General features: G+C 68.5%; 15 protein-coding genes. 10 read left to right on the forward strand and 5 right to left on the reverse strand.

The window, feature by feature from the left end:
• The first annotated feature begins 28 nt into the window (after nucleotides 1-28).
• Nucleotides 29-757 (forward strand): GntR family transcriptional regulator, encoded by a 729-nt coding sequence (locus ABE485_RS20335; protein WP_346517079.1) that lies wholly within the window; start codon nucleotides 29-31, stop codon nucleotides 755-757.
• Between the two features lie 26 nt (nucleotides 758-783).
• Nucleotides 784-1,746, forward strand: coding sequence for a sigma-54 dependent transcriptional regulator (locus ABE485_RS20340; protein ID WP_346517080.1), 963 nt, complete (start codon nucleotides 784-786; stop codon nucleotides 1,744-1,746).
• Between the two features lie 30 nt (nucleotides 1,747-1,776).
• Here the strand turns inward: ABE485_RS20340 and ABE485_RS20345 are convergent, their stop codons facing one another.
• The 4 genes from ABE485_RS20345 to ABE485_RS20360 all read right to left on the reverse strand — a co-directional run bounded on the left by ABE485_RS20345 (nucleotide 1,777) and on the right by ABE485_RS20360 (nucleotide 5,699).
• Complete coding sequence (locus ABE485_RS20345) at nucleotides 1,777-2,736, reverse strand: tripartite tricarboxylate transporter substrate-binding protein (protein WP_346517081.1); 960 nt, start codon at nucleotides 2,734-2,736, stop codon at nucleotides 1,777-1,779.
• Nucleotides 2,737-2,795: 59 nt separating this feature from the next.
• Complete coding sequence (locus ABE485_RS20350; protein ID WP_346517082.1) at nucleotides 2,796-3,116, reverse strand: DUF4387 domain-containing protein; 321 nt, start codon at nucleotides 3,114-3,116, stop codon at nucleotides 2,796-2,798.
• A 4-nt stretch (nucleotides 3,117-3,120) separates the two neighbouring features.
• Nucleotides 3,121-4,476, reverse strand: coding sequence for an acyclic terpene utilization AtuA family protein (locus ABE485_RS20355; protein ID WP_346517083.1), 1,356 nt, complete (start codon nucleotides 4,474-4,476; stop codon nucleotides 3,121-3,123).
• Between the two features lie 239 nt (nucleotides 4,477-4,715).
• Nucleotides 4,716-5,699: an MBL fold metallo-hydrolase gene (locus ABE485_RS20360; protein WP_346517084.1), complete on the reverse strand. Its 984-nt coding sequence runs from the start codon at nucleotides 5,697-5,699 to the stop codon at nucleotides 4,716-4,718.
• A gap of 75 nt (nucleotides 5,700-5,774) precedes the next feature.
• Here ABE485_RS20360 and ABE485_RS20365 point away from each other — a divergent pair, with 75 nt between their 5' ends.
• Nucleotides 5,775-6,704 (forward strand): LysR family transcriptional regulator, encoded by a 930-nt coding sequence (locus ABE485_RS20365; RefSeq protein WP_346517085.1) that lies wholly within the window; start codon nucleotides 5,775-5,777, stop codon nucleotides 6,702-6,704.
• Nucleotides 6,705-6,719: 15 nt separating this feature from the next.
• Here ABE485_RS20365 and ABE485_RS20370 read toward each other — a convergent pair whose 3' ends face one another.
• Complete coding sequence (locus ABE485_RS20370; protein ID WP_346517086.1) at nucleotides 6,720-7,457, reverse strand: lytic transglycosylase domain-containing protein; 738 nt, start codon at nucleotides 7,455-7,457, stop codon at nucleotides 6,720-6,722.
• Nucleotides 7,458-7,733: 276 nt separating this feature from the next.
• Here ABE485_RS20370 and ABE485_RS20375 point away from each other — a divergent pair, with 276 nt between their 5' ends.
• The 7 genes from ABE485_RS20375 (at nucleotide 7,734) to ABE485_RS20405 (ending at nucleotide 14,219) form a co-directional block, all read left to right on the forward strand.
• Nucleotides 7,734-8,402, forward strand: coding sequence for a response regulator transcription factor (locus ABE485_RS20375; protein WP_346517087.1), 669 nt, complete (start codon nucleotides 7,734-7,736; stop codon nucleotides 8,400-8,402).
• A 4-nt stretch (nucleotides 8,403-8,406) separates the two neighbouring features.
• Nucleotides 8,407-9,960 carry a HAMP domain-containing sensor histidine kinase gene (locus ABE485_RS20380; protein WP_346517088.1) on the forward strand — a complete coding sequence of 518 codons (1,554 nt, stop codon included), beginning with the start codon at nucleotides 8,407-8,409 and terminating at the stop codon, nucleotides 9,958-9,960.
• 122 nt (nucleotides 9,961-10,082) lie between these two features.
• Complete coding sequence (locus tag ABE485_RS20385; RefSeq protein ID WP_346517089.1) at nucleotides 10,083-10,286, forward strand: Flp family type IVb pilin; 204 nt, start codon at nucleotides 10,083-10,085, stop codon at nucleotides 10,284-10,286.
• 17 nt (nucleotides 10,287-10,303) lie between these two features.
• A complete protein-coding gene (locus ABE485_RS20390; RefSeq protein ID WP_346517090.1) occupies nucleotides 10,304-10,834 on the forward strand; it encodes an A24 family peptidase in 531 nt (176 codons plus the stop codon).
• Between the two features lie 95 nt (nucleotides 10,835-10,929).
• Nucleotides 10,930-11,901 (forward strand): Flp pilus assembly protein CpaB, encoded by a 972-nt coding sequence (cpaB, locus tag ABE485_RS20395; RefSeq protein ID WP_346517091.1) that lies wholly within the window; start codon nucleotides 10,930-10,932, stop codon nucleotides 11,899-11,901.
• A 69-nt stretch (nucleotides 11,902-11,970) separates the two neighbouring features.
• Nucleotides 11,971-13,497 (forward strand): type II and III secretion system protein family protein, encoded by a 1,527-nt coding sequence (locus ABE485_RS20400; RefSeq protein WP_346517092.1) that lies wholly within the window; start codon nucleotides 11,971-11,973, stop codon nucleotides 13,495-13,497.
• 20 nt (nucleotides 13,498-13,517) lie between these two features.
• Nucleotides 13,518-14,219 (forward strand): CpaD family pilus assembly lipoprotein, encoded by a 702-nt coding sequence (locus ABE485_RS20405; RefSeq protein ID WP_346517093.1) that lies wholly within the window; start codon nucleotides 13,518-13,520, stop codon nucleotides 14,217-14,219.
• Nucleotides 14,220-14,356 lie beyond the last annotated feature (137 nt).

Below are 14,356 nucleotides of genomic sequence, written 5' to 3' on the forward strand. Positions count from 1 at the left end.
CAGCCGACCTATCTGAAAAGGATGTTCTGTGCCCGTTTTTTCCGGTTCGCCCGGTGCCCCTTCCGACGCCCGCCCGGCCATCCTGCGCCCGCTGGAACGCGAGACCCTCTGGGACCGCGCCTATGCTGCGCTGCGGGAAGCACTGCTGAACGGACGCTACGCGCCCGGGCACCGGATCGTGCTGCGGGAAGTGGCGGCCGAACTGGGCATCAGCCTCACGCCGGTGCGCGACGCCGTGAACCGCCTGATCGCGGAACGCGTGCTTGAACGCGGCACCGGCGGCCAGGGCGGCGGCGCGACCGTGCCGCATCTGGACGCCAGCGTCTTCCAGCAGTTGGCGATCATGCGCGCCGAGATCGAATCGCGCGCCGCCTTCGAAGCGGTGGCGCACGCCACGGACGCCGACGTGCAGACCCTGCGCGGGCTGCATGCCAGGATGGCGCAGCTGATCGACGCGGAGCCGCGCCAGGGCTACCTGGACGTGCACCGGCGCTTTCATTTCCACCTGTACGCCATGAGCGGCCTGGACGTCATCCAGGACAGCATCGAAACCCTGTGGCTGCGCTGCGGGCCGGTGTTGAACATGGTGCTGCCCGAATACGTCCCGCACCTGAAGGCGACCGACCACCACGCCGCCGCGGTCCAGGCGCTGGCGGCGCGCGACGCCCCCGGCGTGGCGCAGGCCATCCGCGACGACATCGCCGAGGCCGGCAAATACATCCACGGCCTGCTGCTGCAGGAAACCGGCGCCCACTGAACGGGCCGCCTGAACGTATGCCGGAAATGACCTCCCCGCTAGCCGAAACCATCGTCGGCGACCATCCCGCCATCGTCGCCCTGCGCGACCTCGTGCTGCGCGTGGCGCGCAGCCGGGCCAGCTCCGTCCTGATCTACGGCGAAACCGGCACCGGCAAGGGGCTGGTGGCGCGGGCCCTGCACGACCACTCCAGCCGGGCCGACAAAGGCTTCACCGAGATCAACTGCGCCGCCATCCCCGGCAACCTGCTGGAATCGGAACTGTTCGGCCACGAACGCGGCGCCTTCACCGGCGCGGTCGCGCGCAAGGAAGGGCTGCTCGAGATCGCGCACGGCGGCAGCGTGTTCCTGGACGAGGTGCGCGAACTCGAACCCATGATGCAGGCCAAGATCCTCACGCTGCTGGACAGCCGGCGCTTCCGGCGCATCGGCGCCGTGCGCGAGCTGTCGACGGACGTGCGCTTCATCGCCGCCACCAACAAGATCCTGCTGGGCGAAGTCAACGCCGGCCGGTTCCGCGACGATCTGTACTACCGGCTGCAGGTGGTCTCGATCAACCTGCCGCCGCTGCGCGAACGCGGCGACGATGTCTTCGTGCTGGCCGAGCGCTTCCTGGCGCGCTTCAACCGCACCCACGCCAGCAGCTTCACGCGCATCGATCCCGCGGTGGAACAGGCCTTCCGGCGCTACGCCTGGCCCGGCAACGTGCGCGAACTGGGCAACCTGCTCGAGCGCATCTGCATCCTCGAATCCGGCGACACGGTGGGCCTGGAACACCTGCCCGCGCGCATCGGGCGCGGCGCGCCCGCGGCGGAGGCGGGCGGCTATGCCGAGCGCACCCGCCGCTACCAGCGCGGCATGAGAGAAACCGCGCTGGCCGCGGCCGGCGGCAATGCGGGCCGCGCCGCCCAGGCGCTGGGGCTGTCGCGCCACGCGCTGCGGCACCAGATGGCCAAGCTCGGCCTGCTCCAGGACGACGGCCAGGACTGAAGCGCCCGGCCGCGCAAGGCGGGCAGCCGCCTATTCCACGCTGATGTGATGGCTCTGCGCCACCTGGCGCCATTGCGCCAGGTCGTCGGCCACGCGGCGCCCGAAGTCCGCGCTGCTCAGCGCCGCCGGCGCCGTCCCGTCCATGTCCAGCAGCGCCGTGGTCTCCTTGGACGTCGCGATGCGATTGATGGCGTCGTTGTACAGCGCGATCAGATCCGGCGGGGTGCCGGCCGGCGCAAACACGCCTACCCAGATCTCGACCGCGTAGCCGGGCAGCACGCTGGCCGCGGGCGGCAGCTGCGGGAAGGCCGCATGGGCGCCCGGCGCGGTCGTGGCGACCAGCTTCACCTTGCCGCCCTGCACCAGCGGCGCAAGCGAGCTGTAGTTGGCCAGCATCAGGTCAATCTGGCCGCCGGCCAGGTCCGATGCCGCGTTGGCCGCGCCCTTGTAGGGCACGTGCGTCATCGCGACCTTGGCCGATTCGTTCATCATCACCGTGGCCAGGTGCGCCAGCGAACCGATGCCCGCCGTGCCGTAGTTCAGCGCGTCGGGCCTGGCGCGCGCGGCGTCCAGCAGCGCGGGCAGGTCCGCGTACGGCTTGGCGCCGGACACCGCCAGCACCAGCGGGCCCTGACCCACCATCGCGACCGGCGCAAAGCTCTTGACCGGATCGTAGGGCATGCGCGGCTGCGTCGCGGCCGACGTCAGGAAGGAGGACGAGGTCAGCAGCAGCGTGGCGCCGTCCTTGGCGGACTTGGCCACGTACTCCGAACCGATCACGCCCGCCGCGCCCACGCGGTTCTCGACGATGACGATGGTCTTGAGCCGTTCCGCCAGCTGCGGCGCGATGGCGCGCGCGATCGCATCGTTGCTGGCGCCGGCGGAAAACGGCACCACGATCTTGATCTGCTTGGGCACCGCGTTCTGCGCGGCGGCCGGTCCGGCCAGGACGCACGCCAGCATCGCCGCGCCGAGAATCATTTTTTTCATGTGTATTCCCCTTGTCTTGGTGGCCGGCCGCCGTTGCGGACGGCGGCCGGCTGGTCGGCTCAAAGCGTCACGGGCAGGTCCAGCAGCGGCGCATACTGCTGCGCGCCGAAGATGTCGCCGTCGCCGGCCGAGCCGCTGGGCCGCAGGCGATAGATCGTGAACTTGATGGCCAGGCCCGGATCGTATTCCACAAAATCCGAAATGCGCTCCTGGCCGATGCCGTACAGCTCGGCCATCGCGCCGCGCGTCAGGGCGCGCGAACGCCGCACGGCCTCATAGGTGTCGCGGTCGCGGAAGATGATGTCGAACGTGATCTTGTTCACGCCGGCGTTCTTGCTGCGTATGGTCTTGGCGAGTTCGCTCAGTTTGCGGGTGCTCATGCTCTCAGGCCTCGGTGATGTGGGTTTGGAACAGTTCGAACACGTCGTCCACGGCGATGGTGTGGTTCAGGGTCCAGCGGTACGCCGCGCTGGCGCGCACGACTTCGTCCAGCGGGAACGCCACCGAACCGGCCGTGCCCTTCACGTCGGGCAGGCGCGCGTAGAACATCTGGCGCAGGCCGGTGAGGGTCAGTTCCTCCGCCATCTCGACCGTGGGCGCCACGCCCTGCACCATCACGCACAGCTCGTGGCCCGGCTGGTTCCGCAGCGGTTCAAGGTCGCCCATGACGCCATCGCGCCCATAGACCTTGTAATGCAGCTCGTAGCCGTCATCGCCGAAGCGTTCGCGCACCTTGTCGCGCGCCCAGGCGATCACGCGGTCCACGTTGGCGATGGTGTAGGGGTCGCGGATGCCGCACAGGCCGATGTAGCGTTCGCCCACCTTGCCCGAGCCTTCGAGCTTCACGGTGATCTTTTCCGAGGGCACGAAGCGCGAACCGGTGATGCGCGTGGTCTTCTCGCTGAGCTGCTCGTAATGGCATTCGCGCATATCGAGCCTGCCGCCGGCGAAGAACTCATCGTAGGGGTTGGAACGCTCGTACATGGCGTGGCCGGCCACCGACGCGATGGTGCAGCGCTGGTCCGGATGCATGGCCGTGACCTGCACGTCCTCGTGGCTGATCTCGCCCAGCACGGTTTCCTTGCCGCCGTAGGGCTCGGCGCAGAACGACGCGCATTCCAGCACCTTGCCCAGGTAGTAGGCCTGGTCCGCCGCGAACCCATGATGCAGCGCCGGCGCGGCGAAGACCGCCGCGTCCGAACTGCGGCCGCCGATGATCACGTCGGCGCCGGCTTCCAGCAGCTTCAGGTAGGGCTGCACCCCGGCCACCGCCACGATGCGGTCAGTCGCGTCCAGTTCGGACTCCACCAGATCCGCGTAGCCGTCCAGGCCCGCGATGGTGGCGCCCGCGCGCATCCTGCCGCGCACGAGCGCAGGGTCGACCTCGGAATAGAAGTAGCCGATCTTGAACGGCGCAAGGCCATGCTGCCTGGCCAGTTCCTTGATGATGCGGACATACAGGTCGACGCGGCTGTTCGAGCCGGTGTCGCCCGCGGACCCGATGATCATCGGCACGCCCTGCGCGCGCGCGGCCAGCAGCATCTGCTCCAGGTCGTGGCGTTGCCAGGCTTCGGGGCTGGTGGAGGTGTCGGAACCCAGCGGCACGGGGCCCACGTCGTCGCTGCCCGAATCGGCGGCGATGTAATCGGGCTGCGCGCGCACGCCGGCCTGGAAACTCTCGGTACGCAAGGGCGCGAAGCCCAGGTGTCCATTCGGACAAATAATTCTCAAGGAGCGCATCTGTCTGACTCTGGTGAGGTGAAACAAGGCCACGCGGACCGTGGCCTTGTCATCAACGCAAACACCGTGCCAGATTGAGGGCGGCGAAAAAAACGCAACGAAATCAATGTCTTAAGATTTATCCCCTGCTCACGTCGCGACTGCAGATGCGTGAAATACACGCTTGATGCGCGTATTTCACGCATTTACGCCAGACGCGCCCGCCTGCCGGCCTCATGCGATCCCGGCCCGAATGCCGCTCAGGGCGCGGGCGACGGGAACCGGGTGGTGTAGCTGACCGGCTCCCAGCGGAAGGACTTGCCGGTCTGGGCCAGGCGGCCTATTCCAGGAAATGACAGGTGCGCGGCCGCGATCAATTCGCCGCTGCGCGCCGCGTCGCTGAAAAACTTGATGCGGGTCGCGGCGGCCGCCTTCTCGTCGGTGTCGAACGCGATCGTCACTTGCGGATTCGCAAGCTGGACGGCCCCGACGTGGATCATGTCGCCGATCACAAGCAGGCGCTGGCCCTGGCTTTGCACGGCGTAGACGGTATGGCCCACGGTGTGGCCATGCGCCGTGACGGCGCTGATGCCGGGAACCAGTTCAGCGCCGGGACGGAAAGGCGCGATCCTGCCTGCATCCGCGTACGGCTTGAGCGATGCGTTGGCCCCTTCGAAGAATTCGCGCGCCATGCCCTGCGCCTTGCCCATCCGCTGCGGCGACATCCAATAGCTGGCTTCGCCTTCCTCGACGCGGATGACGGCGTTCGCGAACGCCCGCTTGCCGCCCGCCGCCAGCCCGCCGACGTGGTCGGGATGCGCATGGGTCAGCAGGATCTCGTCCACCTGCTCCGGCTGGTAGCCCGCGGCACGCAGGCTGGCTTGCAGCTTGCCCAGCTCGGGACCCATGAGGCTCCCGGTTCCGGTGTCGATCAGCACGAGCTTGTCTCCGGTGTTGACCAGATAGGCATTGACGGACGTTTCGACGGGACTCGTCTGGCGATGGGCGCGCAGGTGCCGGGCGACGTCGCCGGCCGGCCCATGCAGCAGCGCCTCGGCGGGCAGATCGACGGTGCCGTCGCTCAGCGCCGTGATTTCGTAGGCGCCAAGCATCATGCGGTAGAACCCGGGCGCCTGGGTTTTCACCATCGGCGCGGCCGCCTGGACGGACAGGGGAAGCGCGGCGCCGGCGGCAGCCAGCGCGATCGCCAGCGCGGCCTGGCGGGAAAGGGAACGGAGTTTCATGAGGGGCTTCTTGAGGGTCTGATTCAACGGGTTCCCATGATTCAATAGGCCGTCTCATCACGCAAATCGAATGAAATGATCGGCAATATCAGGGAACGTGATTTACGCGGGGTCGACCTGAATCTCCTGGTGACGCTGCTGGTGCTGCTGCGGGAACGCAGCGTTTCCAAGGCCGCCGAATGCCTGCACCTGGGCCAGCCCGCGGTCAGCGGCGCGCTGGCCCGTCTGCGCGAACTGTTCCGGGACGACCTGCTGGTCCGCGCCCCCGGCGGCATGCGGCCGACGCCGCGCGGCCTGGAACTGCAGTCGCAATTGCTGCCGCTGGTGACCGAGATGCAGTCGGTGGTGCTGCAAAGGCCCCTGTTCGACGCGGCGACCAGCGAACGGCGATTCACCCTGGGCGTGATGGATTGGGTCAACGCCTGGCTGCTGCCCGGCCTGCTGGCCCGGCTTGCCGCGCAAGCGCCCCACGTCAGCGTGGCCGTGGTGGCGACGGATCGCTTCCGCGTCGCCGACATGCTGCAGCGTGAGGACATCGATCTTGCGATCGGGCCGTTTTCCGCGGGACCAGCCTGGCAGCGCACGGAAGCCCTGGCCACGGTGCCCTACAGCTGCGTCGCGCGGCCCGACGTGATCGGCAAGGCCTCGAAACTGACCCTGAAGCAATTCGTGGCGCTGCCCCATGTGATGGTCACTTACCGCGGCGCCGCCCGCGGCATCGTCGATGAGGCACTGGCGCAGCGCGGCCTGCAGCGGCGGATCGTCTGCACCGTGCCCGGCTTCGCCTCCGTGCCTCCAGTGCTGAAGGCGATGCCGGCGGTCGCCACCGTGCCCAAGGTGCTGGCCGACTCGTGGCGCAACGAGCACGGCCTGGCGGTGCTGGAACATCCGATAGCGCTGGCGGCGAACCAGGTCGCCATGGTCACGCATCAAAGCCGCGACAACGATCCGGCCGTGCAGTGGCTCGGCCAGGTCATCCGGGCGGCATCGCAACCCGGCCGTTGAGATGCGGCCTGCGCCTTAGCGCTTCCTGGGCGGCACCACCATGAATCCCTGCTCGAATTGCCGGACTTCCCGGGCATCGCCCTGGAACGTCCACATCGACGCTGCGGGGCCCTGGCTGGCCACCGCCGGCGCCGGCGCTTTTCCAGGTTGATAGGCCGCCATGATGCGGCTCACGTAATTGCGCGTTTCTTCATAGTCGGGAATGCGGTTCCCGGCGCGCTGCACGGCCCCTTCGCCGGCGTTGTAGGCCGCCAGCGCAAGCTCCAGGTTGCCGTCGTAACGGTTCAGCAGCGCGCGCAGATAGCGGCTGCCCGCATCGACGTTCAGGTCCAGCCGCCTGAGGTTGGCCTGCAGCGTGTCGTCCGCGCCCGGCACGCCGTATTGGCTTGCCGTGGCCGGCATCAGCTGCATCAGTCCGACGGCGCCCTTGGGCGACACCGCCTGCGTATCGAAGCCCGACTCCGCCTGGGCGACGGCGTGCAGCAAGCCATATTCCAGCCCGTGGCGCTGCGCCGCCTGTTCCAGCGCCTTGCGTATTTCAGGGGAGGGCTCGGCGGCGCGGCGCGCGCCCCGGCCGCCCGCCGACATGTCGCGAAACAGCAGCCGGTAGCTGTCGTCGACCGCCGTGGGCGCGAAGTGCGCCATGCCCTGGTCGTCGAACGACACGTAGACATCGGCGGCAAGGCTCGTGGCGCAGGGCAGCAGCAAGGCCGCGGCCAACCAGCGGCCGCTTCGAAACGGGAAAGAGGACATGGCGGTAAATGGAGGCTGGGCGCGCCGCAGCCGCCTGGCCCTCTGGTCTGAAGATCGAAGCGAATTCTACAAGAATAACAATCATTCTTATTTACAATAAGATTAAATCTTGTTAAGTTTTAGCCCGTTGCTGTTGCCATACGAAACGTGATCCCATAAATACCTGGCCTGGACGCAATCCAGACGGTTTCTCGGGATGAATTTCTGGTGCATGCGACATGATGGGTTCGGCGACAAACGCTGGCGGAATGAAGTGACACGCGAGCGAGGGAATGCATGCGGATACTGCTAATCGAGGACGACAGCAAAGTGAGCTACTGGCTGGCCAGCAAGTTCCAGGCTAGCGGTCATCATTGCGTGCCCGTCGATTCCGGCGAGCTGGCCCTCGAAGCGCTGGACCGGCAGGTGTTCGACATCGCCGTGCTGGACCGCATGCTGCCGGGCATCGACGGCATCGAGGTGCTGCGGCGGCTGCAGGGCCGTCCGCACCCGCCCGTCATCATCCTGTCCGCTGTGGACCAGGCGTCGGACCGCGTCGAAGGCCTGCGCGCCGGCGCGCAGGACCACATCGGCAAGCCCTTCGACTTCCTGGAACTGCTGGTCCGCATGGAGCTGCTGGTGCAGCGCCATGACGCCACGCCCAGCAATACCGCGCGCCTGTGCGTCCAGGATCTGCAGATCGACCTCCTGCGCCGCAAGGTGACGCGCTCGGGCCGAGACATCAGCCTGACCGACAAGGAATTCCTGCTGCTGCGCACATTGGCCGAACACGCCGGCCAGACCGTGCCGCGGGGCATGCTGCTCGAAAAGGTGTGGGGCCTGCAGTTCGATCCGCAGACCAACCTGATCGACGTCCACGTCTCGAAGCTGCGCTCCAAGATCGACAAGGATTTTGCCCAGCCCTTGCTCAAGACCGTGCGGGCCATGGGATACGTGCTTAGCTGACGCAATGAGTACCGTGCCTTTCGACATTCCTGAGACGCTGCGCGCGCTCAGGCAGGGACCGTTTTCCGGCCTGTTCCACTCGTGGCGGTCTTTCTGGCGCGACGGACGCGCGCACGAGCCCGCGCCCGACCTGCCGCCCACGCGCACCACCAGCCATTTCCGCTACACGGCCTGCTTCGCGTTCATCTTCCTGCTGGTGACGCTGGGCTCGATCGCCTGGGGCCAGAACCTGCTGGAACACGTCATGGTCCGGCACGTGAAAGACATGGTCGCCGCGGAAATCCGCGCGCACCAGACCCTGAGCAGCCGCGACAGCGCCACCGACCTGGCCCGCGCGCTGAGCCTGCGCGAGGCCACCGTGGCGCGGCGCGAGCGCGCCATCTCGGTGCAGGGCGCCGACGGCCGCCTGCTTTACGGCGCGGCCGAACTGCTTTCGCCCATGCTGTGCCAGGGCGGCCCGCAGCCGTGCCGCGGCTGGCTGCGCGCATCGCTGACGACGGGCGAGGGCTCCAGCGAATGGCTGGGCCACGCGTCGCTGCTGCCCGACGGCGGCCGCTACGTCATCGCCTACGACATCCTGCCGATGCTCAACCGGATCTATCCCGTGCCGCTGGTCGTCGGCCTGAGCGTGTTCACGGCCCTGCTGCTGAGCCTGGGCGCCGGCCTGCTCTTCAGCATCGGCGCGGCGAACCGCATCACGCGCATCCGCCAGACCATGGCGCGCTTTGCGCGGGGCGACCAGGACGCGCGCGTGGCGCTGCATGGGCGCCAGGACGAATTCGACGAACTGGGCCACGACGTGAACCAGGCGCTGGAGCGCATCGACTTCCTGATGGAAGAAGTGCGCAACGCCACCAACCACATCGCCCACGAACTGCGCACGCCGCTGACGCGCCTGCAGCAGCGCCTGAGCAACGCGGCCGATTCGATCCGGGACAACCCCGCGGCGGAAGCGGAAATGGCGCTGGCGGAAGAGGAGATACGGCGCATCCTGTACCTGTTCCGCACCGTCATGCGGATCAGCGAGATCGAAACCGGACGCTGCCATCACGAGCCCGCCGAACTCGATATCCAGGCCTTGCTGGCCGACCTGCAGGACTACTACGACGTGCTGGCCGAGCAACGCGGCCTGACGCTGCAGACCCGCATCGAAGACGGCTTGCCGCTGCTCGGCGACCGCGCCTTGCTGTTCCAGGCGCTGGTGAACCTGATCGACAACGCCGTGAAGTATGCGCCGCCAGACACCACCATCACGCTGCTGGCGCGCCGGCGCGCCGGCTGGCTGGAGCTGGGCATCGCCGACCAGGGGCCGGGCATCGATGCGGACCAGCGCAGCCAGGCCGTGCAGCGGTTCCGCCGCCTCACGCGCGACAGGACGATCTCCGGACACGGCCTGGGCCTGGCGCTGGTGCATGCGGTGGCCGCCCTGCATGGCGGTTCCCTGGTGCTCGCCGACAACGATCTGGCCGGCGACGACAACGAGGCGGCGGGCATGCCGCGCGGACTGCTGGCCGTGCTGCGCCTGCCCTGTAAAACCTCGGCTGGCAGGGGTTCCTGAACGACTCTTAATGATTCGCCCGTTGCCCCCTAGCTGCAAATGAATCCTAATATCGTCTGTGTAGTGACGGCTCCCGCAGCCTTCGTTTTTTCTTTCGCGACGATTCTTTTTTGGACTTTCCCGTGACCTCCCGCATCCAACAATTCCTTCGTGACGAAAGCGGCGTGACCGCAATTGAATACGGCATCCTCGCCGCCGCCATGGCGGCGGCGGTCGGCGTGATCTTCGGGTCCGACGGCGCCTTCATCACCGCGCTGCGCGAGAAGTTCGGCGCCATCGCCAACGACATCACCGAAGCCGGCACCGACGCCCGCTCCGGCGGCTGATCCCCCAAGGCACTTCCGTGGCGCTCTCCCTGCCCAGCATCATCCTGTTGCCGGCCCTGGCCTGGGTGGTGCTGTCCGATCTGCTCTACCGCCGCATCAGCAATCGCCTGGTGCTGGCGCTGCTGCTGATCTGGGTGGCCTACGCCGGATGGGTGCTGTGGCAGGGCAATCCCGCGCTGCGTTCGTCGCTGACGACCGGCATCGTGGCAGGGGCCGGCGTGCTGGTGGCGGGCTATTGCCTGTTCGCCATGCGCTGGATGGGCGCGGGCGACGCGAAACTGATGGCCGTGCTGTGCCTGTGGCTGGGCGAGCACACCTTCGTCTTCCTCATCGTGACGGCCCTGGCCGGCGGCGTGATGGCCCTAGCGCTGCCGCTGCTGCGCGCCCTGGAGCGCGCCATGGCCATGAGCCTGATGCGGCTCAACGGCTGGCTCTCCAGCCTCGTCATTCCCACGCCGCACGCGCTGCGGGACGAACCCATGCAAGGCCTCCCGTACGGGCTGGCCATTGCCTGCGGCGCTGTCTTCGTGCTCTGGAGCTCCAGCTAGCTTCGACCGGACGGCGCCTGGCGCCCGCGTTGCGCGCCGACAGGGCGACCTCTCGCCCAAATCGTAATTGATAAGACAAATCACTCTCATTTGATATGAAAACCCGATCCTTGATCCTGCTTGCCTCAGCGATCGCGCTGGCCGCGGGAGCCGCCCTGGTGGGCCGCGCGCTCATGCGCCCGCCGCCTCCCGTGACCATCGTCAAGCAGGTCGAGGCGCAGCGCGCGCCGGTCCGCCAGGTGCTGGCCGCGGCCGGCGAACTGGCGCCCGGCGACTTTGTGGCGGGACGCACGCTTGCCTGGCGCGAACTGCCCGCCGGCGAGATCCGGGCGGAACACTACACCGCGAACACCGATGAGGAGCGCCGCAAGATCGAGCGCGCGGTGGCCGGTTCCACCCCGCGCCATCCGCTGCGCGACGGCCAGCCGCTGACGCGCGACGGGCTGGTGTTCAGCGGCGACCACGGCTTTGTCGCGTCCGTGCTGCGGCCCGAGATGCGGGCCGTGTCGATTCCCGCCAGCGCCGTGACGAGCAACTCTGGCCTGGTGTCGGCGGGCGACCGGGTGGACGTGATCCTGCACCTGGAGCGCGACAAGAGCCAGCCCCCGATGCCCGGCCAGGCCGACACTTCGTTCACCTCGCTGGCGTCGCAGACCATCGTGCGCAATGTGCGGGTGCTGGCGCTGAACGGCAACCCCGCCGGCATCGCGCCCGCCAGCAACGCGGCGGCCGAGACGGGCGCCGCGGACAAGAAGGCCGCGCCGGTCCGCAGCTACTACGAAAGCCTCACGCTGGAGGTCACGCCCCGGGATTCCGAGCGCCTGGCGCTGGCCCGCGAGGTCGGCCTGCTGCAGCTGGCGCTGCGCAGCGCGCAGGCGGATTCGGTCGAACAGCCGCATGACGCCGTCACCGCGGTGACGCGCATCAATGACGCGACCGACATCTTCAACAAGCCGGCCCGGCAGGCGGTCGTCGTGCAGACGTTCCGCGGCGAACGGCAGACCGTGCAGACCTTCACCCAGGCGGCGCGGCAAGACGACGCCTCCCAGCAATCCCCCGCCCAGTAACCGATGCGACCCTACCGCCAGACTGCGGCGACGCCCGCGCCTTTCTCCGCCCCTCCTACCCACCCCGCCATGATTCACGAGCAGTCCCGCCGCGGCGCGGCCTACCTGATGCCCGGGCTCTGCCTGGCCGCGTCGCTGTGCCTGGCCAGCGCCCAAGCCCTGGCCGCGCCGTCTCCGGCCGCGCCTGCCGCCAACGGCCGTCCGGCGGTCGACGTCAAGAACAACCCGACGACATTGCCCGCCAACCTGCAGAAGATCGCGCCCACCGGCGAAATCACGCTGCACGTGCGCGAAGGCCAGCTCCTGAAGCTGAAGTCGGACGCGGCCAAGGTGCTGGTGGCGGACCCGCGCATCGCCAGTTTCCAGGTGCCCTCGCCCAACAACATCTTCGTCTTCGCGCAATCCGTCGGCACGACGACGCTGTATGCGCTGGATGCGCAGGACAAGGTCATCGCCGCGGTCCGCGTCGTGGCCGAGCATGACCTGTCCTCGCTGCGTGAACAGATCCTGCGGTCCGTGCCGGGCGCGGACATCGAGCTGGAACCCTCGCTGAACAACCGCATCATCGTGCGCGGCAATGTCCGCACCCCGATCGAGGCGCGCCAGATCGTCGACCAGGTTCAGGCCTACCTGGACGGCGTGTCGGCCGGCGCGCAAGGCGGCGGCGGCGCCCGCGGCGCGGGCGGCACGCGCGAAGGCGTCATCAACCAGCTCAAGGTGGAGCTGTCCTCGCAGATCAACATCCAGGTCCGCGTGGTCGAGGTCTCGCGCACGCTGTCGCACGAACTGGGCTTTGACTGGGCCGCCACGCTGAACTCCGGCAGCGGCGCGTGGGGGATCATGAGCGGCAGTTCGGCCGCCGGCTTCGCGCCCGCCACCGAGACCATCAATCCGTCGCTGTTCGATTCGGTCACGGGCAAGAACTTCTCCAGCCTGATTCCCGGACGCACGACGTCCAGCTTCGCGGCCGGCGGCATGACGACACGCGGCCGCTTCACGATGGGCGGCCTGATTTCGGCCCTGTCGGCCGAGGGCTTCGCCTCCGTCCTGGCCGAACCCAACCTGACCGCGATGTCGGGCGAAAGCGCGGCCTTCGCCGCGGGCGGCGAAGTGCCCATCGTGATCATCACCAACAACAACGTGCAGATCGACTTCAAGTCGTACGGCGTGATCCTGCGCATGACGCCGACGCTGCTGTCCGCCAACCGCATCAGCCTGCACATCGCGCCAGAAGTCAGCGAACTGACCGAGGACGGCGCCGTCACGCTGCAAGGCATCTCCATTCCGGCGCTGAAGGTGCGCCGCGCCGACACCACCGTGGAACTGGCCAGCGGCCAGAGCTTCGCGCTGGCCGGCATGCTGCGTTCGACGCAGGCGCAGACGGTGTCCGGCGTGCCGGGCCTGAGCAGCATCCCGCTGCTCGGCCGCCTCTTCGAACACGAGGTGTCGGCCAAGGACGAGACCGAACTGGTCATCCTGGTCACCGCGAACGTGGTCGACCCGGTGGCGGCGGGCGAACTGCAGGTGCCGGGCCAGGGCCTGGCCGGCATCGACGACCTGCTGCCGCCGCAAGCCCCCATCGGCTACCTGTACTGAACGCCGACCAGAGATCCGCCATGCACCACGACAACACTCTCCCCACGAAGACGACGGCGCCGCGCCGCATGCTGCCGCTGGCGCCCCTGCTGCTGGCGCTGCTCCTGACCGGCTGCGGCTCGCAATTGAATGACCTGCGCGCCCAGCGCTTCGGCTCCGGCGACGCAGCCAAGGCGCCCGCCGTGGCGCCGCGCGCGGTGGCGCTGGCGCTGCAGGCCGCGCCGGACGGCAACGGCCTGACGGCCGAATCGCTGACTGCCGCCAACGAGCTGCTGACGCACCAGGGCCGCATCGAAGCCCAGGTGCTCACGCTTACCCCGTTCAACGCGCGCGGCGAAGCCCTGGCCCAGCGGCTGGCGCAGGCGCTGGCCCGCAGCGGCGCGCGCGCCCCGCGCGTCGAATCCCTGCCGCGCGATGCGCAGCGCCTGGAACAGGCCGCGCAGGCGGGCTGGGACCTGGAACTGCAATCCGAGGCGCTGACCGTGCAGACCGACCGCTGCGGCATCGCCAAGCCGGACGACTGGACCATCCACCCGTACTACGGCGTGGGCACGCTGGGCTGCGCCAACCGCGCCAACCTGGCGCGCATGGTCAGCGACCCGCGCGACCTGGCGCGCCCGCGCACGCTGGAAGGCGCGGACGGCAAAGCCGCCGCCGGCGCCGTGGACCGCTACCAGACCGGCGAGATCCGCGACCTGATCGACATCGACTTCGACAACTGACGGCCATGAGCAATACGACATCGACCCGCAACGGCGCGCCCACCCCGGGACCCGCCGTCTTTGCCGCCAAGGCCGACCTGGCGGTCATCGGCGAACAGCTCGTCCGCCTGCAACGCCCCGCCTGCGCGCTGCAGGCG

Source organism: Achromobacter spanius, assembly GCF_039673305.1.
Taxonomy (GTDB): domain Bacteria; phylum Pseudomonadota; class Gammaproteobacteria; order Burkholderiales; family Burkholderiaceae_B; genus Achromobacter; species Achromobacter spanius_F.

Coding starts and splice junctions, on each gene's coding strand:
- ABE485_RS20340 (WP_346517080.1), top strand. CDS start 784: ATGACCTCCCCGCTAGCCGAAACCATCGTCGGCGACCATCCCGCCATC.
- ABE485_RS20345 (WP_346517081.1), bottom strand. CDS start 2,736: ATGAAAAAAATGATTCTCGGCGCGGCGATGCTGGCGTGCGTCCTGGCC.
- ABE485_RS20350 (WP_346517082.1), bottom strand. CDS start 3,116: ATGAGCACCCGCAAACTGAGCGAACTCGCCAAGACCATACGCAGCAAG.
- ABE485_RS20355 (WP_346517083.1), bottom strand. CDS start 4,476: ATGCGCTCCTTGAGAATTATTTGTCCGAATGGACACCTGGGCTTCGCG.
- ABE485_RS20360 (WP_346517084.1), bottom strand. CDS start 5,699: ATGAAACTCCGTTCCCTTTCCCGCCAGGCCGCGCTGGCGATCGCGCTG.
- ABE485_RS20365 (WP_346517085.1), top strand. CDS start 5,775: ATGATCGGCAATATCAGGGAACGTGATTTACGCGGGGTCGACCTGAAT.
- ABE485_RS20370 (WP_346517086.1), bottom strand. CDS start 7,457: ATGTCCTCTTTCCCGTTTCGAAGCGGCCGCTGGTTGGCCGCGGCCTTG.
- ABE485_RS20375 (WP_346517087.1), top strand. CDS start 7,734: ATGCGGATACTGCTAATCGAGGACGACAGCAAAGTGAGCTACTGGCTG.
- ABE485_RS20380 (WP_346517088.1), top strand. CDS start 8,407: ATGAGTACCGTGCCTTTCGACATTCCTGAGACGCTGCGCGCGCTCAGG.
- cpaB (WP_346517091.1), top strand. CDS start 10,930: ATGAAAACCCGATCCTTGATCCTGCTTGCCTCAGCGATCGCGCTGGCC.
- ABE485_RS20400 (WP_346517092.1), top strand. CDS start 11,971: ATGATTCACGAGCAGTCCCGCCGCGGCGCGGCCTACCTGATGCCCGGG.
- ABE485_RS20405 (WP_346517093.1), top strand. CDS start 13,518: ATGCACCACGACAACACTCTCCCCACGAAGACGACGGCGCCGCGCCGC.